This is a genomic window from Actinomycetospora aeridis (assembly GCF_037400275.1).
Classification (GTDB): domain Bacteria; phylum Actinomycetota; class Actinomycetes; order Mycobacteriales; family Pseudonocardiaceae; genus Actinomycetospora; species Actinomycetospora aeridis.
On the sequence record NZ_JBBEGL010000012.1, the window covers coordinates 89,778 to 116,462 of the forward strand.

The window sequence follows — 26,685 nt, forward strand, 5'->3', positions numbered from 1 at the left end:
CCCTACCTCGTGCTGGTGATTGTCGAGGTCCCGCCGTCGGCCGTCAAAGTCGCGTCTCGACCGGCGAGGGCGAGGACGCGCTCGAGCTCCGTTCCGCTCGTGGTGTGCACGACGGGGCCGTAGAGCCCGGTGCGCGCGTCCTGGTCGGCGTGCTCGAACTGCGCGACGAACCCGGCGACGATCGCGACGTCCTCGTCCCGCACCGCGATCTTCGTCCCCACCGACTGCGCCAGGTCCCAGCCGTGCAGGACGAGCTCCTCGAGGGCGACGACGCCGAGCTCCGCGGTGGGCATCGTCAGGCCGCCGGCGCTGCCCGCGCCCTCCCACGCGGACGGCTCCGACCACGCGGCCGCGAGCTCGACGAGGCGGTCGTCGAGCACCGCGCGCCAGTCGTCGGTCAGCTCGTGGGGCGCCCCGCCGGCCCCGGGTGCCTCGTGCCGCGCCACGCCGATGAAGTGCGTGGCGAAGGCGAGGAGGTGACCGAGCAGGTCGCGCACCCGCCAGTCACCGCACGGCGTCGGACGGTCGAGGTCGCCGTCGCCGACGTGCGCGGTGATCCGGGACAGCTCCCGGGCCGCGGGACCGAGATCGTGCATGGTGATCACCTCTCAGGACTGGATGGTCCTGGAAAGGTATCAGCGTTTGCGGCCGCCGCGCTGGCCCTTCTCCCGCACGCGCACGTTGATCTGCACCGGCGTGCCCGTCAGCGGGAACGTCTCGCGTAGCTTGCGCTCGAGGAAGCGCCGGTAGCCGGCCTCCAGGAAGCCGGAGGTGAACAGCACGAACGTCGGCGGCCGGTTCTGCGCCTGCGTGGCGTAGAGGATCTTCGGCTGCTTGCCGCCGCGGACGGGCGGTGGCTTGGCCGCGACGATGTCGGAGATCCACTGGTTGAGCTGGCCGGTGGGCACCCGGCGGTCCCAGTTCTCCAACGCCGTGCGCATGGCCGGCGCGAGCTTCTGCACCGACCGGCCCGTGCGCGCGGAGATGTTGACCCGCTCCACCCAGGGGAAGCGCACGAGCGCGCGCTCGAGCTCGCGGACCATGGCGTAGCGGCGGTCCTCGTCGACGAGGTCCCACTTGTTCATGGCGAGCACGAGCGCCCGGCCGGCCTCGGCGACCTGGGAGGCGACGCGCAGGTCCTGCTCGCTGATCGGCTCCGAGGCGTCGAGCAGCAGCACCGTCACCTCGGCGGCCTCGATCGCCGCCTTCGTGCGCAGCGAGGCGTAGTACTCGGTGCCCGACGCCTGGCCGACCTTGCGGCGCAGGCCGGCGGTGTCGACGAACTTCCAGACCTCGCCGTCGATCTCCACCAGCGAGTCGACCGGGTCGGTCGTGGTGCCCGCGACGGCGTCGACGACCGAGCGGGTCTCGCCCGTGAGCTGGTTGAGCAGGCTGGACTTGCCGACGTTCGGCTTGCCGACCAGCGCGACGCGCCGTGGCCCGCCGGTGAGGTCGACATCGTCGCGCGGGCTCTCCGGCATCGCCTCGAGCACGATGTCGAGCAGGTCACCCGAGCCGCGCCCGTGCAGCCCGGACACCGGGTGCGGCTCGCCGAGCCCGAGGCGCCACAGCGCCGCGATCTCGCCCTCGCCGCGCGAGTCGTCGATCTTCGTGGCGGCCAGGATCACCGGGCGGTCCGAGCGGCGCAGGGTGCGCGCGACCGCCTGGTCGACCGCGGTCGCGCCGACCTGGCCGTCGACCACCAGCAGGATCACGTCCGCGGTGGCCATCGCCGTCTCGGCCTGCGCCGAGATCGCGGCCTGCATGCCCTTGGCGTCGGGCTCCCAGCCGCCCGTGTCGAGCAGCGTGAACCGCCGCCCGTTCCACAGGGCGTCGTAGGCGACGCGGTCACGCGTCACGCCCGAGACGTCCTGGACCACCGCCTCGCGGCGGCCCAGGATGCGGTTGACCAGCGTCGACTTGCCGACGTTGGGGCGTCCGACGACGGCGAGCACCGGCTGCACCGGACGCGCGTCGTCGCTGTGGTTGCCCGTGTCCGTGTCGCCGTCGGCGAGCACAGCGGGCCCTTCCTCGTTCAATCTGTGTCCCTAGTGAGAGCCGACTCCTGCGTCGGCGAAGCCGACGATCATATCCCGGTCCCCGGCGAGGCCCTGCAGCCGGTCGAGCACGCCGTCGATGTCCAGGGTGGAGGTGTCGACCTCGACCGCGTCGTCGGCGGGCCGCAACGGCGACGCCGCCCGCGAGGAGTCCAGCTTGTCGCGCCGGGCCAGGTCGGTCCGCGCGTCCGGCGCGTCCGCCCGCCCCGCGGCGCTGTCCTCGGCGGTGCGCCGCCCCGCACGGACGAGCTCCGACGCGGTGAGGAACACCTTGAGCCCGGCGTCCGGCAGCACGACCGTGCCGATGTCGCGCCCCTCGACCACGATGCCGGCCCCGTCCTCGATCGCCTGCGCGGCGATACGCCGCTGCTCGTCGACGAGGTGGGCCCGGACCGCGGTCAGCGCCGACACCGCCGACACCGCACCCGTCACCGCCGTGCCCCGGATCTCGGCCGCGACGTCCTCGCCGTCGAGCTGCACGCGCGGCTCGGCCGGGTCGGTCGACACGGTCACCCGCGCGCCGAGCGCCACGGCGACGAGGTCGTCGGCGCCGTCCGCGTCGGTGGCGGCGACGTCGAGCGCGAGGCCCGAGCGCAGCACCGCGAGCGTGACCGCCCGGTACATCGCCCCGGTGTCGAGGTAGCGGGCATCGAGTCGCATCGCGAGCCCGCGGGCGGTGGTCGACTTGCCCGTCCCGGAGGGCCCGTCGACGGCGACCACCCCGCGCAGCGTCCCGTCCATGACCCGTGTGCCTCCCGAACGTCGACCACTCTGCGTTCGGAAGACCATTGTGCCCTGCGCGCCCGCCGAAATGTCAGCGGAGTGGCGCCGCAGACGTTCAGTGTCCGTAACGCCACGCACTCGCCGGCTCGAGAGGGGGTCAGAGCCCCACGGCGTGGTACAGCGAGGCGACTTCGTCTCGGCCGAGCTTACGGAGCGTGCCCGGGCGCTGCTCGCCGAGACGGACGTCGCCGACGGCGGTGCGCACGAGGCGCTGGACCGGCTTGTCGACGGCCTCGAGCATGCGCCGCACGATGTGCTTGCGGCCCTCGTGGAGCACGAGCTCCACCATCACCCGCGCGCCCGAGCGGTCGATGACCTTGAAGCTGTCGACGGCCGCCGGGCCGTCGTCGAGCTCGACACCGGCGCGCAGCTGGCGCCCGAGATCCTTCGGGATCGGCGCCCGCACCTCGGCGACGTAGGTCTTGGGCACCTCGTAGGACGGGTGCATCAGCCGGTTGGCGAGCTCGCCGTCGTTGGTCAGCAGCAGCAGGCCCTCGGTGGCCGCGTCGAGCCGCCCGACGTGGAACAGGCGCTGGCCCTCGGCCTTCTCCAGGACGATGTCGCCGACGCAGCGCCGGCCCTGGTCGTCCCACATCGTCGAGAGCATCCCCTCGGGCTTGTTCAGCGCGAGGTGCACGGTCTCGGTGTCGGTGACGATCCGCGACCCGTCGACGTGGATGACGGACGTCTCGGGGTCGACCCGGATGCCCATCTCCTTGACGACCTTGCCGTCGACCTCGACGCGGCCGTCCCGCATGAGGATCTCCGCCTGCCGCCGGGACGCCACCCCCGCCTCCGCCAGCACCTTCTGCAGGCGAACGCCCTCACCCGACCCGCTCACGCCGCTCCTCCGCTCGACCGGTTCTCCAGCGTACGCAGCCCGTCTCGTCACATCCGCGGGCCGTGGTGCGACCTGGAGGTGAAGACCCCGACGACCACGACGACCCGGAGGGCCGCACCATGCTGGGACGCAAGACGTTCACCGCCGAGGAGATCGACCACGCCCGCACCGCGGTGCGCGCCGAGGTCGCGGCGCTGCGGGCGCACGACGACCCGGCGCTGGCCAACGCGCTGCTGCTCGCCCTCGACCGCCGCTTCGTGCACCGCATCCGGGCCACCTCCGGCAAGGACACCAACCCCGTCACCGAGGTCGAGCTCCTGGCCGAGTCGCTGCTCGAGCACGGCGGCGTCATGACGCCGAACAAGGTCATCAAGTACGACCCGGCGCGCGCGGTCCTCGGCCTCGCGCCCGGGGACACCATCGCGCTCGACGCGGCGTCGCTCGAGCGCCTCGCCGACGCGTTCCTCGCCGAGCTCGCGGTGCGGTTCGGCGAGGTCGCACCGGTCTAACGGACCCCGTCCCAGACGGCCTGCTCCGGACCGTCCGGACCGGCGACGTCGGTGTCGAGGGCGTCGAAGCGGCGCGTGGTCGGCGCGTCCGCGGTGTAGCCCGGCCAGCCCGGGTCGCCGTCGCGGGCGAACGCCACCCACGCCGTGCGCATCCGCGCGGCCAGGGCGCGGGTCTCCTCGGTGTCGGGCACGGCGAACGCCCCGGTGTCGACGCGGCCGACGGCGTCGAAGACGAACGGCAGCTCGCGACCGTGGCAGGCGTCGACGCCGTCACCGGAGCCCCAGGCGAACGCGTAGCGCCAGGTCCGGCCGGTGTGGGCGTCGGCGAGACGGCGGGTGGGGACGCCGAACATCCAGTCGGTGCGGATCGCGTCGTGCAGCTCGGGCGGCGTCGTCCCGCGACCCGCGTCCCGGTAGGCGGCGACGACGGCGTCCGGGTCGGGGTGCAGGCGCACGACCGTGGCGTGCAGGACCTCCGCGTCGGCCTCCGGCAGGCCGAGCGTGCGGCCGATCAGGCTGTAGAACGCCATCTCGTCGGCGTTCGACCCCACGAGCAGGTCGACGTCCACCGCCGCGCCGGCCGCGACGGCGTCGACGGGCTGCCCGTCGAGCAGGTCGCCGTCGACCACGGGGCCGAGCGCCCCGAGACCCATCAGCGGGTCGCGCAGGCCCTGCACGGCCAGGTCGGGCGGGCTGCCGGCGAGCCGGCCGACCGCCGCGACGAGCGCGTCGTCGGGCACGTCGACGAGGCCGGCAGGGTCGACGCCGAGGCCGTCGGCGAGCGCGCGAGTCGTCACGGCGGCCTGGGCGGGGGCGAGGACGTGCGAGCCGCCGCCGCTCTGCACGATCGCGCGGCGGAACAGGCCGGGCGGGGCGGCGGCGAGCAGGTCGGCGACGCTGAGCGCGCCGGCGGACTCGCCGAACACCGTGATCCGGTCGGGGTCACCGCCGAAGGCGACGGCGTTGTCGCGGACCCACTGCAGCGCGGCGATCTGGTCGTGCAGCCCGCGGTTGGCGACGACGCCCGGGATCGCGGCGAAGCCGGGCACGCCGAGCCGGTAGTTGATCGCGACGACCACCGCGCCCTCCTGGGCCAGCCGGGTGCCGTCGTAGACCGTCGCCCGCGAGGCGCCGATGGTGAACGCGCCGCCGTGGACGAACACCATGATCGGGAGACCGGCGCCGTCGACGGGGGTGCGGACGTCGGCGGTGAGGTGGTCGTCGCCGGCGATCCAGCCCGGCCCGGTGATGGCGGTGACGTCGGGCATGCCCGGGCCCAGGGGCAGCTGCGGCGCGGTCGGGCCGGGGGTCGTCGCGTCACGCTCGCCGTCCCAGCGCGCGGGCTCGGGGCGGGCGAAGCGCCGCTCCCCCACCGGCGCGGCGGCGTAGGGCACGCCGAGGAAGGAGGCGACACCGTCGTCGACGACACCGCGGACGGCACCACCCGTGGTCGTGCGGATCTCAGCCACGGCGCAGGGGTCCCCTATTCGTCGATGTCGTCCACATCGGGCAGCAGCGGGGCGATCGGCGGCAGCTCGTCGATCGACTGCAGGCCCAGGCGCTCGAGGAAGAGCTCGGTGGTGCTGTAGAGCGTCCCGCCGCCGACGTCGGTGCCCGCCTCGACGATCAGCCCGCGCGCGGCGAGCGTCCGCATCACGCCGTCGACGTTCACGCCCCGCACGGCCGCGACCCGGGAGCGCGTCACCGGCTGGCGGTAGGCGACGACGGCAAGGGTCTCCAGGGCCGCGCGGGTGAGGCGGGTGCGCTGCCCGTCGAGGACGAAGCGCTCGACGTAGGGGGCGAAACGGTCGCGGCTGTAGAGCCGCCAACCCTCGCCGGTCGCACGCAGCTCCATCCCGCGCTCGCGCTCGGTGTACTCGGCGGCCAGGGTCTCGAGGGCGTCCTTCACCCGCGCGACGGGCTGGCCGAGGACGTCGGCGATCTGGTCGGTCGGCGCGGGTGCGTCGACCACGAGCAGCACGGCCTCGAGCGCGGCGACGAGCTCGGTGTCGGAGGCCAGGGACTCCTCGATCTCCTCGAGGGGGTCGAGGGGGTCGAGGGGGTCGACCTCGCCGTCGCTCACTCGTCCTCCCCGGTCGCGCTCGCGCTGCCCGCGTCACCCCCGGGCGCCCAGCGGACGCGCAGCTCGGCGAAGGCCTCGGGCTGGTCGAGGGCGACGTCGCGGGCACGGTAGAGCTCGAGCACGGCGAGGAAGCGTCCCACGACCTCGATGCCCTCGGAGCAGTCCGCGACGAGCTCGGCGAACGTCGCCGCGCCGCGCTCCTGCAGGCGTCCCGCGAGGATCGTCATCTGCTCGGGCACCGACACCGTCGAGGCGTGCAGGTGGTCCAGGCCCACCGTCGGCGGCGGCTTCGGGCGGAACACTGCCGCCGCGAGCTCGGCGAACCCGTCGGCGTCGACGCCGAGCTGCACCGGCGGGAGCATCTCGGCGTACTTCGGCTCGAGCGTGACCGCCCGCGGGTAGCGCATGCGCGCCGCGCCCTCGAGCTCGCGGAACAGCGCTGCCACCTGCTGGTACGCGCGGTACTGCAGCAGGCGCGCGAAGAGCACGTCGCGGGCCTCGAGCAGCGCGAGGTCGTCCTCGTCCTCCACCTCGGCCTGCGGCAGCAGACGGGCGGCCTTGAGGTCGAGCAGGGTCGCCGCGACGACGAGGAACCCGGTGGTCTCCTCGAGGTCCGCGTCGTCGCCGAGCGCCGCGGTGTAGGCGATGAAGTCGTCGGTGACCCTGCTGAGGGCGACCTCGGTGACGTCGAGCTCGTGGCGCCCGATCAGCTGGAGGAGCAGGTCGAACGGGCCGGTGAAGTTGTCCAGGGTGACCTGGAACCGGCTCCGTTCCGGAGCTTGCAGGGCTTCGGGGGCTTCCGGGGTGAGGGTCACCGGGCGATGACCTCGCGGGCCAGGGCGCGGTACGCCTCCGCGCCGGCGGAGCGCGACGCCCAGCGCGTGATCGGCTCGCCCGCGACGGTGGTCTCCGGGAAGCGCACGGTGCGGTTGATGACGGCGTCGAAGACGAGCTCGCCGAACGCCTCGACGACGCGGGTCATCACCTCGCGCGTGTGCAGGGTGCGCGGGTCGTACATGGTGGCCAGGATGCCGGTGATCTCCAGCTTGGGGTTCAGCCGGTCCTGCACCTTCTCGATCGTGTCCATCAGCAGGGCGACCCCGCGCAGGCTGAAGAACTCGCACTCGAGCGGGATGAGGACACCGTCGGCGCACGCCAGCGCGTTGACCGTCAGCAGTCCGAGCGAGGGCTGGCAGTCGACGAGGACGTAGTCGTACCGGTCGAGCACCGGCCCGATCGTGCGGCCGAGGGTCTGCTCGCGGCCGACCTCGGTGACCAGCTGGACCTCCGCCGCCGAGAGGTCGATGTTCGACGGCAGCAGGTCCATCCCCTCGACCGTGGTCGGGCGGATGACGTCGTCGATCGTCGTGCCCTTCTCCATGATCAGGTTGTAGATCGTGGTGCCGAGCTGGTGGGGCTGGACGCCGAGGCCCACCGACAGGGCGCCCTGCGGGTCGAAGTCGACGAGCAGCACGCGGCGGCCGTACTCGGCGAGGGCCGCGCCGAGGTTGATCGTGGACGTCGTCTTGCCGACGCCGCCCTTCTGGTTGCACATCGCGAGGACCGTCGCCGGGCCGTGACCGTCGAGCGGACCGGGCACCGGGATGTGGCGTCGCGGACGCCCCGGGGGCACCTCGCCGGTGCTCTCCACCGTCGTGTCCACGGGGGTCGGCGACGGCTCGGTGGGCCCGTCGGCAGGCTCGTCCTGGGGTGACCAGAGGACCGGCTGCGGGTTCGACATCGCGGTGTCCCTCCCTCGCGTGCCCGGCCGTGTGCTCGTACGACCAGCCTAGGAGGCGCGTCCGGCGCCTCGGCGCGCGACTCGCCGAGCAGGTCGCGCCGCACCAGCGTGCCGTCACCCACGGCCACGCGAGCTGTCCGTTCCGTCACGATCTTCCGATGAACGGAAGGGACGGGGACGTCAGGGCGTGACCGCTCGCATACTCCGCGCTCACCCTCGCCCGCCGTCGACCACGAGGACGTGAGCGATGACGATCGGACAGACCGCCCCCGCGGGTCCCCGCGCGGCCTCCGCCGGCTGGGTCCGCCCCCTGTGCTGGTCGGTGGTGGCCCTGGAGGGCTTCGACCTCGTGGTCCTGGGCGTCGTGCTGCCCGTCCTGCTGCGCGACCCGGCCTGGGACCTCGACCCCGCCGGCGCGTCGGTGGTGGTCACCGTCGGCCTGCTCGGCGTCATGGTCGGGGCGCTCGCGGTGGGGCCGATCGCCGACGTGATCGGGCGCCGGGCCACGATCATCGCCACGGTCGCCGGCTTCTCGGTGCTGACCCTGGCGTGCGCCTTCGCCCCGAACCCCGAGGTGCTGGGCGTGCTGCGCTTCCTCGCCGGGCTCGGTCTCGGCGGCGTCCTCCCGGTCGCGCTCGCCCTCGTCGCCGAGTACGCACCGCCCGGCCGCGGCAGCAGCGCGACGACGATCCTCATGACCGGCTACCACGTCGGCGCGGTGCTGACGGCGCTGCTCGGCATCCTGCTCATCAGCCCGTTCGGGTGGCAGGCGATGTTCGTCGCCGGTGCGATCCCGGCGATCGTCCTGCTGCCGCTGATCGTGATGCGCCTGCCCGAGTCCGCGGAGTACCTGCAGCGCCGCGGGGCGAAGGACTCGAGCTGGCGCCGCGAGCGCCGCAACCCCCTGGCGACGCTCTTCCGCGACGGCCTGGCGCGCCCGACGATCGCGTTCTGGATCGCCTCGTTCATGGGCCTGCTGCTGGTCTACGGCCTCAACACCTGGCTGCCCGAGATCATGCGCTCGGCCGGCTACGAGCTCGGTGCCGCCCTGGCCCTGCTGCTCGTGCTCAACGTGGGCGCGATCCTCGGGCTCCTGCTCGCCGGCACCGTCGCCAACCGCATCGGCGTGCGCCCGGCGACCATCGCGTGGTTCGCCGCGGCGACGCTCTTCCTCGCGCTGCTCTCGATCCGGCTGCCCGGGATCGGGGTGTACGTGAGCGTGCTGCTCGCCGGCATCTTCGTGTTCTCGGCGCAGGTGCTCGTCTACGCCTACGTCTCGCAGCTCTACCCCGCCGAGGGGCGCGGCACGGCGCTGGGGACGGCCAGCGGCGTCGGACGCCTGGGCGCCATCACCGGCCCGATCCTCGGCGGCGCGCTGCTCCAGGCCGGCGTGGCCTACCCGTGGGGCTTCTACGCCTTCGCCGTCGTCGCCGCCCTCGGCGCGGTCGGCGTCGCGCTCGTCGGCCGCGCCCCCTAGTTCGTCCGGCGTATGTGAGCGATCTTCGGTGCTATAGCACCGAAGATCGCTCACATGAGGAAGCGGACCACCGCCGTCGCGATCTGGTCGGCGACGACGTCGGGGGCGTGCAGCGGGAGCACGACGTGGCTGATCGTCAGGCGCGCGGCGATCTCGGCGGCCGCGCTCGCCGTCGCCGCGTCCAGCTCGGGGCGTCGGCGCTGCAGGAACGCGGCCGCCCGGTCCCGCGCGGCGGTGATCAACGGTTCGGCCTCGCTGGTCAGCAGCGGCAGCAGTTCCTCGGCGCCCTGGCCGGTGAGCAGCACGCGCAGCAGCGGGTCGCGGGCGACGGTGTCGAGCGTGGTGCGCACGGCCTCGACCCACGCCCGGTACAGGTCGTCCTCGCCGTCGAGCGCGGCCTCGAGGCGGGCCAGGAACTCCTCGGTGCGGCGCAGCACCAGCGCCGCGGCCAGCCCCTGCTTGCTCGCGAACTCGTTGTAGAGCGTCTGGCGGCTCACGCCGATGCCGTCGGCGACGTCCTGGAGCCGCAGGCCCCGCCACCCGCCGGCGACGAGCAGCTCGGCCGCGCGCTCGAGCGCCTCGTCGCGGACGAGGCTCCGGGTGCGGTCGGCAAAGGTCCGGGCGGGCATCATCGGAGCGTAGACGCTGATGCGGCGTGCGTCTCCTCCGTGGACACAACGATGATTCGTGTCTAGCGTGCCGACACAGCACGTCCCGGCGTCCTGGAGGTGGCCGTGTCCCTGGTCCGCACCGCGACGGGCGAGCGCCTGTCGTCCGTCGTCCTCACCCCGATGCCGGCGGACGTCGACCGGCGCCTGCTCGACAGGACGCGCCCGCAGCGGATCGTGCCGCTCGCACCGCCGCCGCCGGGGTCGGGCCTCGAGGCCGTCCCGGGCGACGCGGGCCCGCCGGTCATCGGGCACACGCTGTCCTACATCCGCTACGGCAGCGCCTTCACCCGCGCCCGCCACGCCGCGCTCGGCCCGGTCTCGTGGTGCGGGTTCGTCGGCGAGCACGTGGTCATCGCCGCCGGCCCGGACGCGACGCACGAGGTGCTCACCAACCCCGACAAGGCCTACTCGCAGGACGGCTGGCGCTTCCTCGTCGACGACTTCTTCCACCGCGGCCTCATGCTGCTCGACGGCGACGACCACCGCGTGCACCGCCGCGTCATGCAGGAGGCGTTCACCGCGCCGCGCATCCGCGGCTACGTCGACCGCACGGTCCCGGTGCTGCGCGAGGAGATCCCGACCTGGCCCCGCGGGCAGCAGGTCCGCATCTACCCGATGCTCAAGCGCCTGACCCTCGACGTCGCCACCCACGTGTTCATGGACGACCGCTCGGGCCCCGAGGCCGACGCGGTGAACCAGGCGTTCATGGACTGCGTGCAGGCGGCGAGCTCGATCGTCCGGCGAGACCTGCCCGGCACGCGCTACCGCGCCGGCCTGCGGGGGCGCGCCCTGCTCGAGCGCTACTTCCGCGCGGCCCTGCCGGCCAGGCGGGCCGGCGACGGCGACGACCTGTTCTCCGTGCTCTGCCGGGCGACGACCCCGGAGGGCGAGGCGTTCACCGACGACGACGTCGTCAACCACATGATCTTCCTGATGATGGCCGCGCACGACACCTCGACGATCACCAGCGCGGCCGCGGCCTACTACCTGGCGGCGAACCCGGAGTGGCAGGAGAAGGCGCGGGCGGAGTCGCTGGCCCTCGGTGACGGACCGCCGGACCTGGCCGCCCTGCAGTCGCTGACGACCCTCGACCTCGTCATCAAGGAGGCGCTGCGCCTCGCCGCGCCGGTGCCGGTCGTCATGCGCCGGACCGTGAAGGACACCGCGCTGCTGGGCCACCACGTGCCCGCGGGCCAGCTCGTCATGGCCGCCGGCGCCACCAACCACCACGACCCGGCGATCTGGACCGACCCCGACGTCTTCGACCCCGAGCGCTTCGCCGAGCCGCGCCGCGAGGACAAGGCCCACCGTGACGCGTGGATCCCCTTCGGCGGCGGGGTGCACAAGTGCCTGGGCATGCTGTTCGGCTCGCTCGAGGTGACGGCGATCCTGCACGAGCTACTGCGGAACCACCGCATCACCGTCGCCCCGGGCTACCGGCCGCGCTGGGACAACACCTCGCTGCCCGTCCCCGCCGACGGCCTCCCCCTGCGCCTGGAGCCGCTGGGCTGACCGGCCTATGTGAGTGAAATTGTGGGCTATAGCCCACAATTTCACTCACATACGGGCGCGCGGGTGCGCCATCGCGAAGACCTCGCGCAGGGTGTCGACGGTGACCTGGGTGTAGATCTGCGTCGTCGTCACCGAGGCGTGGCCGAGCAGCTCCTGCACGACGCGCAGGTCGGCGCCGCCATCGAGCAGGTGCGTTGCGAACGAGTGCCGCAACGTGTGCGGGGAGATGTCGCCGGTGATGCCGGCGCGGTCGGCCGCCTCGCGCAGCGACGCCCACGCGCTCTGCCGGGACAGCCGCGCCCCCCGCGCGTTGAGGAACAGCGCCGGCGTCCCCCGCCCCCGCGTCGCGAGCCCCGGCCGCGCCCGCACCCGGTACGCGTCGAGCGCGGCCAGCGCCGGGCGCCCGATCGGCACGATCCGCTGCTTGCCGCCCTTGCCGGCCAGCCGCACCGAGCGCTGGGTGGCGTCGACGTCGTCGACGTCCAGCCCGACGGCCTCGGAGATCCGCGCGCCGGTCGAGTAGAGCAGCTCGAGCAGGGCACGGTCGCGGACGCCCCCGAGGTCGTCGGCCTCGCCGCCGCGCGCCTCCAGCAGCCGGTCGACGGTCGTCACGTCCAGCGCCTTCGGCAGCCGGCGCGGCGGCGACGGCGGGTGCACCTCGCGCGCCACGTCGACCGCCACCATGCCCTCGGCGAGCGCGAAGCGGTGCAGGCCGCGCACGGCGACGACGGCCCGGGTCGCCGACGCCGTCGCCAGCGGCGCCCGGCCGTCGGCGCCGGTGCGCAGCGCGACGAGGAAGTCGCCGACGTGCCGCTCGGTGACGTCGGCGAGGTCGGTGACACCGACGCGCTCGAGGTGCTCGAGGTACCGCCGCAGGTCACGCCGGTAGGACGCGAGCGTGTTCTCCGCCGTGCCCCGCTCCACCAGCAGGTGGTCGAGGTAGACGGTGACCGCCGCGTCCGGCGTCGTCACCCCGGCAGCACCTCCCCGAGCGGACGCACCGGCAGGTCGTGCGCCGCGCCGACGGCCTCCGAGGTCAGCTCCCCGTCGACGACGTTCACGCCCTTCGCGAGCGCCGGGTCGGCGGCGACCGCGTCGGCGAGGCCACGGTCGGCCAGCGCCACGACGTAGGGCAGCGTCACGCCGGTCAGCGCGCGCGTCGACGTGGTCGGCACCGCCCCCGGGACGTTGGCGACGCAGTAGAAGATCGAGTCGTGCACCCGGTACGTCGGCTCGGCGTGGGTGGTCGGGCGGGTGTCGGCGAAGCAGCCGCCCTGGTCGACGGCGAGGTCGACGAGCACCGAGCCGCTGCGCATCGCGGCGACGAGCTCGTTCGACACCAGCACCGGCGCCTTCGCCCCGGGCACCAGGACCGCCCCGATCACGAGGTCGGCCTCGCGGCAGGCGCGCTCCACCTCCGGTGTGCTCGACAGGACCGTCCGCACGCTGCCGGAGAAGATCTCGTCGACGCGACGCAGCGCCCGGACGTTGACGTCGAGCACCTCCACCGAGGCCCGCAGGCCGACCGCGATCGTCGTGGCCGCGAGCCCCGACGTCCCGGCACCGAGCACCGCGACGCGGCCCGGGCGCACCCCGGGCACCCCGCCGAGCAGCACGCCGCGGCCGCCCTGGGCGTTCTCCAGGTGGTGCGCGCCGACCTGCGGGGCCATGCGGCCGGCGATCTCGCTCATCGGCGCGAGCAGCGGCAGTGCCCCGTCCTCGGTCTGCACCGTCTCGTAGGCGACGGCCGTCGCGCCCGCGTCGAGCAGCGCCTGCGTGCACTCGCGTGACGCCGCGAGGTGCAGGTAGGTGAAGAGCACCTGCCCGCGACGCAGCCGGTGGTACTCCTCGGGGACGGGCTCCTTGACCTTGAGCAGCAGGTCGCTCGCGGCCCAGACGTCGTCGGCGGTGTCGAGGACGGTGGCGCCCGCGTCGCGGAACGCGTCGTCGGCGATCGCCGAGCCGATGCCCGCCCCGGCCTCGACGAGCACCTCGTGGCCCCGCCGCACGAGCTCGGTGACGCCGATGGGCGTCAGCGCGACCCGGTCCTCGTGGTCCTTGACCTCCCGCGGCACACCCACCTTCATGGCGGGACCATAGCCGGGTCCGGCGCCCCGCCCGACCCGCCGCGCGCGGGAGGGACAGACTGATCACCGTGCGACTCGGGACCACACTGCCGCAGTTCGGGGACGCCGCCGACGAGGTCGGCCGGATCGGGGAGTTCGCCACCCGCGCCGAGGAGGCCGGCGCCGCGAGCCTGTGGGTCGGCGACCGCCTGCTCGCCGCCGTCGACCCGCAGGTCGGCTACGGCGGCACCGACACGATCCCCGTCGAGTTCCGCCGGGCGCTCGACCCCTTCGCGCTGCTCGCGGTGGCCGCGACGACGACCTCGCACGCCACGCTCGGCACGAGCGTGCTCGTCGGGCCGCTCTACCCGCCCGCGGTGCTGGCCCGCTCGCTCGCGACCATCGCCGCGCTCGCGCCCGGACGGCTGCTCGCCGGGCTCGGCATCGGCTGGTCGCCCGAGGAGTACGCGGGCGCCGGGCTCGGGTTCGACGCCCGTGGCGCACGGCTCGACGAGCTGCTCGACGGCCTCGACACGCTCTGGTCGACGACCCCGGCGCCGTTGACGGGGTCGCGGTTCCCCCTGCCCGCCGTGCACGTCGAGACCCCGGAGCCCCGCCCGTCGGTCTACCTCTCGGCGTGGAGCGAGGCCGCGCTGCGCCGCGTCGGGCGCCGCGCCGACGGGTGGCTGCCGGTCGGGCGCCTGCCGAGCGACGACCTCGACGGCCAGGCCCGCGCTCTGCTGCGCTTCCGCGCCAACATCGACGCCGCCGCGACCGAGGCCGGCCGGGACCCGGCGGACGTCGGGACCGCGCTGCGGGTCAACGTCGCCGCGGGGCCCGGTGCGGCGGAGATCGCCGACGGCGTCCGGCGGCTGGTCGACGCGACCGGCTTCACCGACGTGTTCGTCGACCCGATGTACGTGGCGCCGGGCGTCGACGCGGGCCTGGACCTGCTGGCCGAGCTCGTCCGCCGGACGGCCTAGTCGTCGCCGGACCCGGCGGTGGTCAACGGGGAGTTCGGGCGCCTAGAAGCAGCGAACAGCACGTTCGCTGCGACGACCCCGCGCGTCAGTGCCGCGCGGACCGGCGCGCCGCGAACTCGCGCGGACGGTCGAGCCACTCCGCGTCGACGGGGCGTGCGGCCGAGCGGCCGTCGCGCACCGCGGCCGCAGCGAACACCCCCGCGACGCACGGCCCGTTGACCAGCGCGCCGGACATCGCCCCGGCGACGAGGTCGTCGAGCGGGATCCGGCGGATCACGAGGTCGGCCTCCTCGTCGTCGCCGCTGGCCGGGCGCTCCACCGAGCGCAGCCCGCGGGCGAGGAACACGCGCACCGACTCGTCGGCGAAGCCCGGGCAGCCGACGATGTCGACGAGCGTCGACCACTCGTCGGCCTCGATCCCGACCTCCTCGACCAGCTCGCGCTGCGCCGCGACCACCGGCTCCTCGGACGGGTCGTCGAGCAGCCCGGCCGGCATCTCCCAGATGCGGCGGCGCAGGGCGGGCCGGTACTGGTAGATCATGACGAGCCGGTCGTCCTCGTCGAGCGCCGCGATCGCGACGGCCCCGAAGTGCTCGACCTTCTCCCGCCCGGCGATCCGCCCGCCCGGCATCCGAACGTCGTCGCGCCGCAGCGCGAAGATCGGACCTTCGTAGATCGTCTCGTCGCCCACGACGGCGAAGTCGTGCGGCGGCTGCCCGTGGTGCGGGTCGGCGAGCGAGTCGGGCGTGCGCGGCGCCGTCACGTGGTCGCGCCGGCGGGCTCGTCGAGCACCGCGTCGACGGCGTCGGACGTATCGGTCTCCAGGTCCAGCCGCTGCGACGCGACGTGGCGCAGCGCGGCGGACACGAACGCGCGGAACAGCGGGTGCGCCCGGGTCGGCCTGCTCTTGAGCTCGGGGTGGGCCTGGGTGCCGACGAAGAACGGGTGCTGGTCGCGCGGCAGCTCGACGAACTCGACGAGCGCCTCGTCCGGCGAGGTCCCGGAGAACACGAGCCCGGCCTCGGCGAGCCGGTCGCGGTAGGAGTTGTTGACCTCGTAGCGGTGACGGTGGCGCTCGGAGATGCGCCCCGTGCCGTACGCCGCGCGCGTGATCGTCTCGGGGGCGAGCACGGCCGGCCAGGCGCCGAGGCGCATGGTGCCGCCCATGTCCCGCTCGCCGGCGACGACGTCGGTCTGGTCGGCCATCGTGGAGATCACCGGGTGGGGCGTGTCCTCGTCGAACTCCGCCGAGTTGGCGCCCTCGAGGCCGGCCATCGCGCGCGCCGCGTGGATCACCATGCACTGCAGGCCGAGGCACAGCCCGAGCGCCGGGATGCCGCGGCGGTGCGCGTGGTCGAGCGCGCCGACCTTGCCCTCGATGCCCCGGATGCCGAACCCGCCGGGCACGAGGATGCCGTCGACCCCCGCGAGCGCCGCGGCCGCGCCGGCGGGCGTCTCGCACTCGTCGGAGCCCACCCAGCGCACGGCGACCCGCGCGCGATGGGCGAACCCGCCGGCGCGCAGGGCCTCGGTGACCGAGAGGTACGCGTCGGGCAGGTCGACGTACTTGCCGACGATCGCGATCTCGACGGTCTCGGTGGGGTGGTGCACCCGGTCGAGCAGGTCACCCCAGACGGTCCAGTCGACGTCGCGGAACGGCAGGCCCAGCCGGCGGACGACGTAGGCGTCGAGGCCCTCGGTGTGCAGCACCTTCGGGATGTCGTAGATCGACCGCGCGTCCGGGCAGGCGACGACGCCGTCCTCCTCGACGTCGCACATGAGGCTGATCTTGCGCGTCATGTCCGCGGGGATGTCGCGGTCGGCGCGCAGCACCAGCCCGTCGGGCTGGATGCCGATGTTGCGCAGCGAGGCCACCGAGTGCTGCGTCGGCTTGGTCTTCAGCTCGCCCGAGGGCGCGAGGAACGGGACCAGCGAGACGTGCAGGAAGAAGCAGTTGTCACGGCCGACCTCGTGGCGCAGCTGGCGGGCCGCCTCGAGGAACGGCAGCGACTCGATGTCGCCGACCGTGCCGCCGACCTCGGTGATCACCACGTCGGGCGCGGGGTCGGCCGTGCGCATCGCGAGGACCCGCGACTTGATCTCGTCGGTGATGTGCGGGATCACCTGGACCGTGTCGCCGAGGTACTCGCCGCGCCGCTCCTTGGCGATGACGCTCGAGTACACCTGCCCGGTCGTCACGTTCGCCCGCGCCGAGAGGTCACGGTCGAGGAAGCGCTCGTAGTGACCGATGTCGAGGTCGGTCTCGGCGCCGTCCTCGGTGACGAAGACCTCGCCGTGCTGGAACGGGTTCATCGTCCCGGGGTCGACGTTGAGGTAGGGGTCGAGCTTCTGCATCGTCACGCGCAGCCCGCGCGCGGTGAGCAGCTGACCCAGGCTCGACGCCGTCAGCCCCTTGCCGAGCGAGGAGGCCACGCCTCCGGTGACGAACACGTGCTTGGTCGTCCGGGCCGGCTGCATCAGGACGCTGCGATCCGAGGGGAAACTCCGCCATCCACGGGGCTTCAGGGTAACGGACCGCGTCCCCGCCCCACCCGAGCGACCCTCACCCGGTCGCGGGCTGCGGCGTGAACGTGCCCGCCGCCGGGCCGTACACCCCGGTCCGGCCGTCGGCCTGCTCCCGCAGCGCCAGCACGGCCGAGACCCGCGAGGCGGGACCCTCGAGCGCGTCGACGGTCGAGAGGCCCGTGCGCAGCGCCGGGTCGCTCCGGACCGCGGTGACGGCTCCGGAGCCGGAACGCCCCGCGAGCACCGCCCCGGCACCCACCCGGTCCATCTCGCCGGCGATCCGGGCGAGGACGGTGTCGCGTGCGGGGTCGGCACCGCCGCCGGTGACGACGAGCGCGAGCTCGCCGGGCGTCGGGTCGATCGCCTCGGAGGTGCGGACGTACCCGGCGTCGGAGAGCGCCCGCAGCGCCGTCGTCACCTCGGGGCCGGTCGTCTGCTCGGTGGCGGCGCTCGGCCGGGCCACGAGCAGCGACCCGAGCAGCGACCCGGTGAGCGTACCCGTGTCGGTGGTGGTCGGCAGCTGCGCTCCGGCGGGCAGCAGCCGCGGCACGAGGGCGCGCAGCTCCTCGGCCCGGTCGGGCGCGACGGCGGCGTCGGTGAGGGCCACGGTGCCGGTGATGCGACCGCCGGCCCGGTTGACGAGGTCGGTGACGGCGTCGAGGTCGGACGGGTCCGCGCCCGGCGCCGCGACGAGCGCCACGCCGCGACCGGGCAGCACGCCCGCCACCGTCGACGGCGCGCCGGCCCCGACCAGGCGCTCGGTGGCCAGCAGCTGGGCCCCGACCGCGTCGCGCTCGCCCCGCATCTGCACGACCTCGCCGGCGAGCTGGTCGCGGTCCGAGGTCAGCGCACCGAGCACGCGGCCGGACAGCGCCGACGCCCCGAGCACGATGCCCAGCGCGAGCGCGAGCAGGACCGCCGCGATCGACACGACGTGGTAGCGCAGCGACATCATCCCCCGACCCCCTGGGCGGCGGCGAGGGCCGCCGCCCATCCCTCACGCACGAGCATCACGATGGCTTCGGCGAGCCCGCTGGCGAGCAGCGCCGTCGCGCCGACCGCCATGACGGCCAGCAGCAGGAGGAGCACCGCGCCGGTGGTCACCCGGTGGCGGTGCAGCGCGGCGACGGCCGACGCGTCGACCAGCGTCGGGCCCAGGCGCAGCCGCGTGAGCAGCGTCGACGGGTTGCTGCCCGAGCGGCCGCGGTCGAGGAACCCGGACAGCGTCGCGTCGAACCCGCACGCGACGACGAGCGAGGCGCCGTGGCGCTGGGCGAGGATCAGCGCCATGTCCTCGGGGTTGGCCGACGACGGGAACCCGACGGGGTCGATGCCGGCGTCCTGCAGGCGCGCGAGCCCGGCGATGTGCCCGTCGGTGTCGGCCGGGATGACGACGTCCACGGCCTTCCGCGCGAGCTCGGAGTCGATCTCCAGCGCGGTGCCGACGACGACGGCCGGTGTGAAGCCGGCGGTGCGCAGCGCCTCGGCGCCGCCGCCCACCCCGACGAGCACCGGCCGCTCCTCGCGGACGAAGTGCTTGAGGCCGCGCAGCTCCTCGACGCGGTCCGCGCCGCCGGCGACCACGAGGACCGTCCTGCCGTTCATCGCGGTCTCGAGCCCGGGGACGCCGACGCCGTCGAGCAGCATCGCGCGCTCGCGGCCCATGAACTCCGTGGTGTTCGCCGAGAAGGCCTCCAGCTGCGCGGCGAGGCCCGAGCGCGCCTCGGCGAGCTGGTCGCCGACCGTTTCCGGGGTCTGGGAGAACCCGCGGGCCACCTCGACGTCACCGACGAACACGCCGCCGTCGTGCAGCCGCACCTCCACGCCGTCGCGGACGCGGCGCAGCACGCCCTCGCCGACGTCGTCGAGCAGCGCGATCCCGGCGTCGGTGAGGATCTCGGGGCCGAGGTTCGGGTAGCGACCGGAGATCGACGGCGAGACGTTGACGACGCCGGTGACGCCCGCGTCGACCAGGGCGTGCGCGGTGGCGCGGTCGAGGTCGACCTGGTCGATCACGGCGATGTCGCCGCGGCTCAGGCGGCGCAGCAGCTCCGGGGGCACCTCGCCGCCGGAACGCCCGCCGAGGCGTGCCGTGCCGACGACGCCCGCCGGCGCCTCCTTCGTGCGCCCCCGTGGCCACTTCATGACCGCCACCCCGCACCCGCGTCGCGACCCATGCCCTCGATGGTCGTCGGCGCGGGGCCGGGGACGGAGGCGACGCGCCGAGGAGGCGCGACACGGTCACCCGGCCCGGCGACTCCGGCGGCGTCCGTTACTCCGCGTGGTCGCACCGCGGCTGATCGGCGTCGGCGCGTCGGCGTCGCCGCCGGCGTCGTCCGCGGCGGCCGCCCGGTCGGCCGACGCCGCGGCGAGCAGCTCCTCGGCGTGGGCACGCCCGGTCTCGGTCTCCTCGGTGCCCGCGAGCATGCGGGCCAGCTCGACGGTGCGCTCGGCGTCGTCGAGCGTGCGCACGGCACTGCGTGTGACGCCGTCGGTGTCGTCGGCGTCGGCCAGCCCGCCCTTGTCGACCACGAGGTGACGGTCGGCATAGGCGGCGACCTGCGCGAGGTGGGTGACGACGACGACCTGGTGGGTGCGGGCGAGGCGCGCGAGCCGGCGCCCCACCTCGACCGCCGCCCGCCCGCCGACCCCGGCGTCGACCTCGTCGAACACCAGCGTGGGCGTGGTGTCCGCGCCGGCCAGCACGACCTCCACCGCGAGCATCACCCGCGAGAGCTCACCACCGGAGGCGCCCTTGTGGACCGGCAGCGCGGGGGCACCGCGGTGCGGGGTGAGCAGTAGTTCGACCTCGTCGACGCCGTCGGGCCCCGCGACCACCGGCCGGCCGTCGACCTCGAGCGCGGCCGCGTCGCTCGGCGCCGCCTCCTTCACCCCGACGGAGAGCTGCACCGAGGCCGCGCCCATCGCGAGGCCGTCGAGCTCCGCGGACACGGCGGCACCGAAGCGCTCGGCGGCCTCGCGGCGCGCGGCCGACACCGCGGACGCGTGGCCCGCGACCTCGCCCCCGAGCTGGTCGGCCTCGGCGGCCAGCGCCGCGAGCGCCTCGTCGGAGGTGTCGAGACCCTCGAGCTTCGCGCGCGCGTCCTGCGCCCAGGCCAGGACGCCGTCGACGTCGGCGGCGTACTTGCGCGTGAGGCCCTTGAGCAGGGCCTGGCGGGCGAGCACGTGCTCGAGGCGCTCCGGGTCGGCCTCGAGGCGCTCGAGGTAGTCGGTGAGCTCGGCGGCGGCGTCGCCGAGCAGCGCGGCCGCCTCGGCCAGGCGGGGATCCAGGCCGGCGAGCGCCGGGTCGTCACTACCCTGCAGGCGCCGGCGCGCCTCCCCCAGCAGCCCCACGGCGTCCGGGTCCTCCCCGGCGCCGTCGGGCGGGCCGGCGAGGGCGGTGAGGGCGGCCGCCGCGGCGGCCCGCAGGTCGTCCACGTCGGCCAGCCGGCGGGCCTCGGCGACGAGCTCGGCGTCCTCACCCGGCCGGGGGTCGACCGACTCGATCTCGGTGAGCCCGTGCCGCAGCATGTCGGCCTCGCGGCTCATCTCACGCGCCTGGTCGCGCCGGCGCGTCAGCTCCGTGACCGCGCGCCGCCATGCCGTGCGCGCGCGGCGGTAGGCGGCCAGGGGCTCGGCCACCGCGGCGCCGGCGAACCGGTCGAGCACCGCGCGCTGCTCGGCCGCGCGCAGCAGCCGCAACGCCTCGTGCTGGCCGTGGACCGCGAGCGCGGCGTCGGTGACGTCGCCCAGCACGGCCATCGGGACCGAACGCCCACCGAGGTGGGCCCGTGACCGGCCGTCGGCCGAGACCGTGCGCGCGGCGATGAGGCTGCCGTCGTCGTCGAGCGCGGCGCCCGCGTCGGAGGCGAGCCGCAGGGCGGAACGTGGTGTGCCGTCCTCCGTCTCCTCGCCCGCCTCGGCCGTCTCGGCCGTCTCGGCCGTCTCGTCGTCGGTGGCGGCGTCGTTCTCCGTCGGCGGCAGCAGGAACCGGCCCTCGACCGTGGCCCGTGACGCTCCGCGGCGCACCCGCGACGAGTCGGCGCGGCCGCCCCCCAGCAGGTGCAGCCCCGTGACCACCATCGTCTTGCCGGCACCGGTCTCGCCGGTCACGACGGTGAGCCCGGGGTGGAGATCGAGGGTCGCGTCCTCGATCACCCCGAGTGCCTGGATCCTCAGCTCGGCGAGCACGGGCCTCACGATAACCACGACCCCCGACGCTCCGGGGCCGAACACGCCGATCCGGTCGAACACATGGTCGAACGGTCGGTGTCGGGCGGTCGACGGGAGAGGGTGGGAGACGCCGGCGGAGCGGAGCCCGACCCCTCGAGCGGGTCAGCCCCGGCGGCCCCGCCATCCCTGCACGGGGAGCCCGAACTTGCGGACGAGCCGATCGGTGAACGGCTGCACGCGCAGCCGCGCCAGCAGCACGGGGTTGCGGCCGCGGACCACCTCGACGCGCGAGCCCGGCGGCAGCTCGATGGTGCGCCGGCCGTCGCAGACGAGCACGCCGGCGTCCCCGCGGCTCGACACCTCGAGGGCCACCGAGGAGTCCGGCGAGATCACCAGCGGCTTCGCGAACAGCGCGTGCGCGTTGCTCGGCACCAGCAGCATCGCCTGCACCTCGGGCCACACCACCGGCCCGCCCGCCGAGAAGGCGTAGGCCGTCGAGCCCGTCGGGGTCGCGCACAGCACCCCGTCGCACGCGAACTCCGAGACCGGCCTGCCGTCGACCTCCAGCACGACGTCGAGCAGGCGCGCCCAGTTCATCTTCTCGACGATCGCCTCGTTGAGCGCCCAGGTGCGGCCCAGCTCGGTGCCGTTCTGGTGGGCGACGACGTCGACCGTCATGCGCTCCTCGACGCGGTAGGTGCGCCCGACGACGGCGTCGAGGACCTCGTCCAGGTCGTCCAGGTCGGCCTCGGCGAGGAAGCCGACACGCCCCAGGTTGACCCCGAGCATCGGCACCCGCGCGTGCCGGGCGAGCTCCGCCGCGCGCAGGAGGGTGCCGTCGCCGCCGAGCACCAGGACGATCTCCATGCCGAGCGCGGCGTCGGACTCCGCGGTCACGGTGCGCGGGCGCTGCGCCTCCGGCAGGTCGTCGAACAGCCCCTCGTCGGTGGAGTACTCGTCGGGCAGGATGCGCAGCGCGAAGCCGGCGTCCGCGAGACGGCGGGCGGCCTGCGACGCCACCTTGCGCGTCGCCTCCCGGCCGGTGTGCACCACGAGCAGGGCGTCGCGCGTGCCGTGCGCCTGCCCGTTCGCCACACCGGTGGCGCCTGCCTCCACGAGCCCCTCCGTCACCGACGTCCTCCTGTCGTCATCACTGCGGGCCCTCGTCCACGGCCCGGCGCACGAGCGTCTCGTCGTCCGCGGCGGGGTCGGGGTCGCCGCGACCGAACCAGCAGAAGAACTCGACGTTCCCCGACGGTCCCGGCAACGGGCTCGCGACGACGTCGCGCAGCACCAGGCCCCGGACCCGGGCGGCCCCGACGACGTCGAGGACCGCGGACGCGCGCAGCGCCGGATCGCGCACCACCCCGCCCGCCCCGAGACGATCCTTCCCCACCTCGAACTGCGGCTTCACCATCGGCACGAGGTCGCCCTCCGGCGCGGTGCACGCCACGAGGGCGTCGAGGACCAGGCGCAGCGAGATGAACGACAGGTCGGCGACGACGAGGTCCACCGGTCCGCCGATGGCCTCGGGCGTCAGGGAGCGGACGTTGACGCGGTCGTGCACCGCGACCCGCGGGTCGGTCTGCAACGCCCACACCAGCTGGCCGTACCCGACGTCCACGGCCACGACCTCGCGCGCCCCGTGGCGCAGCAGGACGTCGGTGAACCCGCCCGTCGACGCGCCCGCGTCCAGGCAGCGGCGGCCGTCGACGGCCAGCCCCCGGAACCGCTCCAGCGCCCCGAGCAGCTTGCCCGCGCCCCGCGACGCCCAGCCGGGGTCGTCGACGTCCTCGCGGACGACCACGGCCGCCGCGGTCTCCACGGCGGTCGCGGCCTTCGTGGCCACCGTGCCGCCGACCGTCACCCGACCGTCGGCGATCAGCCCGGCGGCGTGGTCGCGGGAGCGGGCGAGGCCGCGTCGGACGAGCTCGGCGTCCAGCCGGAGCCGGCGCGCGGTGGACCGGGCCACCGGGCTCAGGTCCGGTCCACGTCGGCCAGCACCGCGACCAGGGCCTCGTGCACCGCCTCGAACCGGGTCGCGTGCTCGGCGGCGTCGAAGTCGTCGCCGGTCCCCTCGCCGGTCCCCTCGCTGTGGCCGTCCGGAAGGGCGGCGACGGCGTCCTGCAGCGCGGCGAGCGCATCGCCATCGGCGTGCGGGGGCACGGTCACGGCGTGGTCCTCCCCGGCGTCGGCCCGGTTGCTGTCGCCGTCCACGCTAACGCGTCAGCCGGTGACCAGCCCGAGCGCGCTGATCACCTTCTCGGCGCCGTCGCCGTCGGCGCGGACGGCGTGCCACCCGTCGTCGGACGCCCAGGCGGCCCGGCAGAGGGCGCGGAGCGCGGCGGTCGGGTCGTCCCCGCCGCCCGCGAGCACCAGCGCGCCGTCCTCGCGGCGGGCGCTGAAGCCGTCGGTGTCGCCGTCGTCGACGGCGGTGGGGCCGAGGTCGCCGTCGACGACGCGCAGGTCGGCCGCGAGGTAGGTCGGGCGCTGCTCGGCCGGCGCGGCGAGGAGGTCTGCCGCCGTGGACACGCCGGTGAGGACCAGCAGGCTCTCGGCGCCGACGGCGTGGCCGCCGGCGATGTCGGTGTCGAGCCGGTCGCCGACGACCAACGGGCGCCGAGCCCCGGTGCGCGTGATGGCCTGCTGCAGCAGCGGCGCCGCGGGCTTGCCGGCCACCATCGGCTCCCGCCGGCACGCCGTGCGCAGGACCGCGACCATCGACCCGTTGCCCGGCAGCAGACCGCGCTCGTTCGGCAGGGTCGGGTCGACGTTGCACGCCACCCAGACCGCGCCCCGGTTCAGCGCCAGCGCCGCCTCGGCGAGGATCCGCCAGCCCGTGTCCGGCGAGTGGCCCTGCACGACGGCGACGGGGGCGTCGTCCTCGGCGCGCACCGGGTCGAGGCCCACCAGACGGATCTCCTCGGCCAGCGCCTCCGTGCCCACGACCAGCACCTTCGACCCGGCCGCGACCTGGTCGGCGACCACGGCGGCACCCGCCTGCGCGCTGGTCACGACGTCGCTCGTGTCGAGCGTCAGACCGAGCTCGCGCAAGTGGCCCGCGACCTCGTCGGGGCCCCGGGAGGCGTTGTTGGTGACGTAGGAGACGGTCGCCGACGCCCGCACCGCCTCGAGGCTCTCCACCGCGCCCGGGATGGCGTCGGGGCCGCGGTAAACCGTGCCGTCGAGGTCGACAAGCAGCGCGTCGTGGTCGCTCACCCGGAGAACCTCGGGGCCTCGACAGCCCCCGACGGGGTGTCGTCGGTGCCGTCGTCGGCGTCGTCCTCGGCGTCGTCGGCGTCGTCGGCGTCGTCGGCGTCGTCGGCGTCCTCGGCGTCCTCGGCGTCGTCGGCGTCCTCGGCGTCCTCGGCGTCCTCGGCGTCCTCGGCGTCGGCCTCGTCGGCCGCCGGGTCCCCGACCCCGAGCATGATCGCGCGCTCCTCGGCGTCCGTCTCGCCCTCGGCGTCGATGCGGGCGGCCTCGAGGAACGCCCGGACCGCGTCGTCGGTCCGCCCGGCCGCCTGGAGGGCCTCGCCGTAGGCGTAGAAGAGGCGCGGCACCCACGGATCGTCGCGGGACGCGTCGAGCTCGGGCACCTGGAGCCCGACCACGGCGGCGTCGTCCTCACCGAGATCCCGTCGTGCCCCCGAAACGACGATGAGGAGCTCCACCGCGTCCTCGGTGGTCAGGTCGCGGGCCTCGGGGCTGCGCGACAGCTCGATCGCCCGCTCCGGGCGCCCCAGGGCGCGCTCGGCGTCGGCCATGACGGGCAGGTGGCCGTCGCCGCCCATCCGCCGGCTCGCGCGCAGCTCGGAGAGCGCTTCGGCCCACTCCCCCGCGTGGTAGGCCGCGAGTCCCGAGGCCTCGCGCACGATCGCGACGCGGCTAGCCCGGTGCCGGGCGAAGCGGGCGTGGGCGAGCGCCTCCTCGGGGTCGTCGTCGACGAGCTCACCGACGGCGACGAGGTGCCGCGCGACAATGTCCGCCAGGTCCTTGGGCAGGCCGCGCAGGTCGCGGCGCGCCTCGGGGTCGAGGAGATCCGGGGTGATGTCGTCCGGCAACGGCGGCGCCGTCGGACGCGGGGCCGCGTCCTGGTGCCGCAGCACGGGCTCCGACGAGTGGTCGACCCGGCCGGCGCGCTCGTCGCCCGCCGGGGCGTCGTCGCGCGGTCCCCCGCGCGGCCGGTCCTGGCGAGCGGCTTCCTGACGCCGGTCGGCGCCGTGGCCGCCCCGGTCCTGTCCTCCGCGGTCCCGTCCTCCGGCGCCCGCGCCGGGACGTCCGCCCTGGGTGCGGCCACCGCCCGGACGCCCGCCGCCGGCGCGGTCGTCCCGAGGCCGATCGCCGCGGGGACGATCACCCTGAGGACGGTCGCCATGGGGACGGCCGCCCCGAGGACGGTCGTCGCGGGGACGATCACCCCGAGGACGGTCGTCACGGGGACGATCGCTCTGGGGCCTGTCGTCGCGAGGCCTGTCGTCACGGGAACGGTCGCGACGCGGCCGATCCGCGCCGCGCGGGTCGTTCGACGGACGTCCGCCACCGCGGGGCGCGTCGCCGCCGCGCCGGTCGTCCCGGCCACGCCGATCACCCTGGTCGGTGCGCGGCCGGTCGTCACGGCGACGGTCGTCACGGGGACGGTCGTCACGAGGCCGGTCGGACCCACGCCGGTTGTCGCGCCGGTCGTCGCGTCCCTGGCCGTCGCGCGGACGGGAGTCCCGACCACCGCGGTCGTCCCGCCGATCGTCGGACCGGGGGCCGCGAGGACCCGCGCCGCCGCGATCGCGTGGGGGGCCGCTCGGACGACCGCTCGGAGCGCCGTCACCGCGCCGCGGGCCGCCACGGGCCCCGCCGCGGTCGTGGCCACCGGTGCGCCCGGGGGCGCCACGGCCCTCGCCGTCGCCGCCGGAGCGGCGGTCGGGCGCCCCGCGGGGGCGATCCGCACCGCGGTCGTCACGGGGGCCGCGATCCGAGGGCCGACCGCCGCCGCGACGGTCTCCGCCGCCTCGGGGCGCACCGCGGTCGCGGTTGTTCGGGGGACGACCTCCGGACGACTGGTGGTCGTCGCGGGACGACTCCGCGGTCCTGCCGCGGCGAGGGCCGTCGTCACCCCCGCGAGCGCCGGCGCCCTCCGACGGGTCGGACGACATCACGGACCTCCTGTGGACATGCGAAACGGGCAGGGCTCCGGCCGGAGTCCTGCCCGTCGAGTGTTGCTCATTCTGTGGCGACCTCTACAGGTCGTCGCTCCTGTGTGACCCCCCCG

Annotated in this window: 25 protein-coding genes; 4 read left to right on the plus strand and 21 right to left on the minus strand. The window is 75.2% G+C overall.

All coding sequences use genetic code 11. From position 1 onward, the window contains the following. Positions 1–2 precede the first annotated feature (2 nt). The 4 genes from WCD41_RS28155 to WCD41_RS28170 all read right to left on the minus strand — a co-directional run bounded on the left by WCD41_RS28155 (position 3) and on the right by WCD41_RS28170 (position 3,681). Entirely contained in the window at positions 3–596 is a 594-nt protein-coding gene (locus WCD41_RS28155) for a TIGR03086 family metal-binding protein (protein ID WP_337718558.1), read from the minus strand. Positions 597–635: 39 nt separating this feature from the next. Further along, a complete protein-coding gene (der, locus tag WCD41_RS28160) occupies positions 636–2,018 on the minus strand; it encodes a ribosome biogenesis GTPase Der (protein WP_337718583.1) in 1,383 nt (460 codons plus the stop codon). A 30-nt stretch (positions 2,019–2,048) separates the two neighbouring features. Further along, entirely contained in the window at positions 2,049–2,798 is a 750-nt protein-coding gene (gene cmk / locus WCD41_RS28165; RefSeq protein ID WP_337718559.1) for a (d)CMP kinase, read from the minus strand. A gap of 139 nt (positions 2,799–2,937) precedes the next feature. Continuing rightward, positions 2,938–3,681, minus strand: coding sequence for a pseudouridine synthase (locus WCD41_RS28170; protein WP_337718560.1), 744 nt, complete (start codon positions 3,679–3,681; stop codon positions 2,938–2,940). Positions 3,682–3,743: 62 nt separating this feature from the next. Between WCD41_RS28170 and WCD41_RS28175 the strand changes: the two genes are divergently transcribed. Next, positions 3,744–4,190: a hypothetical protein gene (locus tag WCD41_RS28175; RefSeq protein ID WP_337718561.1), complete on the plus strand. Its 447-nt coding sequence runs from the start codon at positions 3,744–3,746 to the stop codon at positions 4,188–4,190. On the opposite strand, the gene WCD41_RS28180 is transcribed toward WCD41_RS28175, so the two are convergent. Genes WCD41_RS28180 through WCD41_RS28195 form a run of 4 tightly spaced genes read right to left on the minus strand, consistent with a single transcriptional unit; the run spans position 4,187 to position 8,014 of the window. Further along, positions 4,187–5,659, minus strand: coding sequence for a carboxylesterase/lipase family protein (locus tag WCD41_RS28180; protein ID WP_337718562.1), 1,473 nt, complete (start codon positions 5,657–5,659; stop codon positions 4,187–4,189). The two genes, WCD41_RS28175 and WCD41_RS28180, sit on opposite strands and share 4 nt — an antisense overlap. Before the next feature lie 14 nt (positions 5,660–5,673). Beyond that, on the minus strand, positions 5,674–6,273 hold the full coding sequence (gene scpB, locus WCD41_RS28185; protein WP_373695210.1) for an SMC-Scp complex subunit ScpB: 600 nt from the start codon (positions 6,271–6,273) through the stop codon (positions 5,674–5,676). Continuing rightward, a complete protein-coding gene (locus WCD41_RS28190) occupies positions 6,270–7,088 on the minus strand; it encodes a segregation and condensation protein A (RefSeq protein WP_337718563.1) in 819 nt (272 codons plus the stop codon). Before WCD41_RS28190 ends, scpB begins: the two co-directional genes overlap by 4 nt. After that, positions 7,085–8,014: a ParA family protein gene (locus WCD41_RS28195; protein ID WP_337718564.1), complete on the minus strand. Its 930-nt coding sequence runs from the start codon at positions 8,012–8,014 to the stop codon at positions 7,085–7,087. The genes WCD41_RS28190 and WCD41_RS28195 overlap by 4 nt, the downstream gene beginning before the upstream one ends. A gap of 247 nt (positions 8,015–8,261) precedes the next feature. Between WCD41_RS28195 and WCD41_RS28200 the strand changes: the two genes are divergently transcribed. Continuing rightward, on the plus strand, positions 8,262–9,491 hold the full coding sequence (locus WCD41_RS28200; protein ID WP_337718565.1) for an MFS transporter: 1,230 nt from the start codon (positions 8,262–8,264) through the stop codon (positions 9,489–9,491). A gap of 50 nt (positions 9,492–9,541) precedes the next feature. On the opposite strand, the gene WCD41_RS28205 is transcribed toward WCD41_RS28200, so the two are convergent. Next, entirely contained in the window at positions 9,542–10,120 is a 579-nt protein-coding gene (locus tag WCD41_RS28205; protein ID WP_337718566.1) for a TetR/AcrR family transcriptional regulator, read from the minus strand. A 162-nt stretch (positions 10,121–10,282) separates the two neighbouring features. Here WCD41_RS28205 and WCD41_RS28210 point away from each other — a divergent pair, with 162 nt between their 5' ends. Continuing rightward, entirely contained in the window at positions 10,283–11,674 is a 1,392-nt protein-coding gene (locus WCD41_RS28210) for a cytochrome P450 (RefSeq protein WP_337718585.1), read from the plus strand. 45 nt (positions 11,675–11,719) lie between these two features. On the opposite strand, the gene xerD is transcribed toward WCD41_RS28210, so the two are convergent. Continuing rightward, positions 11,720–12,646 carry a site-specific tyrosine recombinase XerD gene (xerD, locus tag WCD41_RS28215; protein ID WP_337718567.1) on the minus strand — a complete coding sequence of 309 codons (927 nt, stop codon included), beginning with the start codon at positions 12,644–12,646 and terminating at the stop codon, positions 11,720–11,722. Next, entirely contained in the window at positions 12,643–13,761 is a 1,119-nt protein-coding gene (ald, locus tag WCD41_RS28220) for an alanine dehydrogenase (RefSeq protein WP_337718568.1), read from the minus strand. The genes xerD and ald overlap by 4 nt, the downstream gene beginning before the upstream one ends. A 68-nt stretch (positions 13,762–13,829) precedes the next feature. Between ald and WCD41_RS28225 the strand changes: the two genes are divergently transcribed. After that, complete coding sequence (locus WCD41_RS28225) at positions 13,830–14,723, plus strand: LLM class flavin-dependent oxidoreductase (RefSeq protein WP_337718569.1); 894 nt, start codon at positions 13,830–13,832, stop codon at positions 14,721–14,723. 85 nt (positions 14,724–14,808) lie between these two features. On the opposite strand, the gene WCD41_RS28230 is transcribed toward WCD41_RS28225, so the two are convergent. From WCD41_RS28230 to WCD41_RS28275, 10 genes are all read right to left on the minus strand, one after another. Next, on the minus strand, positions 14,809–15,486 hold the full coding sequence (locus WCD41_RS28230) for an NUDIX domain-containing protein (RefSeq protein ID WP_337718570.1): 678 nt from the start codon (positions 15,484–15,486) through the stop codon (positions 14,809–14,811). Continuing rightward, positions 15,483–17,201, minus strand: a complete 1,719-nt coding sequence (gene pyrG / locus WCD41_RS28235) for a CTP synthase (protein WP_337718571.1) — start codon at positions 17,199–17,201, stop codon at positions 15,483–15,485. Before pyrG ends, WCD41_RS28230 begins: the two co-directional genes overlap by 4 nt. Before the next feature lie 85 nt (positions 17,202–17,286). Beyond that, positions 17,287–18,204: a copper transporter gene (locus WCD41_RS28240; RefSeq protein WP_337718572.1), complete on the minus strand. Its 918-nt coding sequence runs from the start codon at positions 18,202–18,204 to the stop codon at positions 17,287–17,289. Beyond that, positions 18,201–19,394, minus strand: a complete 1,194-nt coding sequence (gene steA / locus WCD41_RS28245) for a putative cytokinetic ring protein SteA (RefSeq protein WP_337718573.1) — start codon at positions 19,392–19,394, stop codon at positions 18,201–18,203. Before steA ends, WCD41_RS28240 begins: the two co-directional genes overlap by 4 nt. Before the next feature lie 96 nt (positions 19,395–19,490). Next, entirely contained in the window at positions 19,491–21,440 is a 1,950-nt protein-coding gene (gene recN, locus WCD41_RS28250) for a DNA repair protein RecN (RefSeq protein ID WP_337718574.1), read from the minus strand. A gap of 144 nt (positions 21,441–21,584) precedes the next feature. After that, positions 21,585–22,538 (minus strand): NAD kinase, encoded by a 954-nt coding sequence (locus WCD41_RS28255; protein WP_373695211.1) that lies wholly within the window; start codon positions 22,536–22,538, stop codon positions 21,585–21,587. 34 nt (positions 22,539–22,572) lie between these two features. Then, on the minus strand, positions 22,573–23,394 hold the full coding sequence (locus tag WCD41_RS28260) for a TlyA family RNA methyltransferase (protein WP_337718575.1): 822 nt from the start codon (positions 23,392–23,394) through the stop codon (positions 22,573–22,575). 5 nt (positions 23,395–23,399) lie between these two features. Next, on the minus strand, positions 23,400–23,594 hold the full coding sequence (locus WCD41_RS28265; protein ID WP_337718576.1) for a hypothetical protein: 195 nt from the start codon (positions 23,592–23,594) through the stop codon (positions 23,400–23,402). Between the two features lie 54 nt (positions 23,595–23,648). Then, complete coding sequence (locus WCD41_RS28270) at positions 23,649–24,641, minus strand: HAD-IIA family hydrolase (protein ID WP_337718577.1); 993 nt, start codon at positions 24,639–24,641, stop codon at positions 23,649–23,651. After that, a complete protein-coding gene (locus WCD41_RS28275; protein WP_337718578.1) occupies positions 24,638–25,528 on the minus strand; it encodes a hypothetical protein in 891 nt (296 codons plus the stop codon). Before WCD41_RS28275 ends, WCD41_RS28270 begins: the two co-directional genes overlap by 4 nt. Positions 25,529–26,685: the final 1,157 nt, after the last annotated feature.

Coding starts and splice junctions, on each gene's coding strand:
- steA (WP_337718573.1), bottom strand. CDS start 19,394: ATGAAGTGGCCACGGGGGCGCACGAAGGAGGCGCCGGCGGGCGTCGTC.
- pyrG (WP_337718571.1), bottom strand. CDS start 17,201: ATGCAGCCGGCCCGGACGACCAAGCACGTGTTCGTCACCGGAGGCGTG.
- cmk (WP_337718559.1), bottom strand. CDS start 2,798: ATGGACGGGACGCTGCGCGGGGTGGTCGCCGTCGACGGGCCCTCCGGG.
- WCD41_RS28205 (WP_337718566.1), bottom strand. CDS start 10,120: ATGCCCGCCCGGACCTTTGCCGACCGCACCCGGAGCCTCGTCCGCGAC.
- WCD41_RS28195 (WP_337718564.1), bottom strand. CDS start 8,014: ATGTCGAACCCGCAGCCGGTCCTCTGGTCACCCCAGGACGAGCCTGCC.
- WCD41_RS28155 (WP_337718558.1), bottom strand. CDS start 596: ATGCACGATCTCGGTCCCGCGGCCCGGGAGCTGTCCCGGATCACCGCG.
- ald (WP_337718568.1), bottom strand. CDS start 13,761: ATGAAGGTGGGTGTGCCGCGGGAGGTCAAGGACCACGAGGACCGGGTC.
- WCD41_RS28240 (WP_337718572.1), bottom strand. CDS start 18,204: ATGATGTCGCTGCGCTACCACGTCGTGTCGATCGCGGCGGTCCTGCTC.
- WCD41_RS28200 (WP_337718565.1), top strand. CDS start 8,262: ATGACGATCGGACAGACCGCCCCCGCGGGTCCCCGCGCGGCCTCCGCC.
- WCD41_RS28210 (WP_337718585.1), top strand. CDS start 10,283: ATGCCGGCGGACGTCGACCGGCGCCTGCTCGACAGGACGCGCCCGCAG.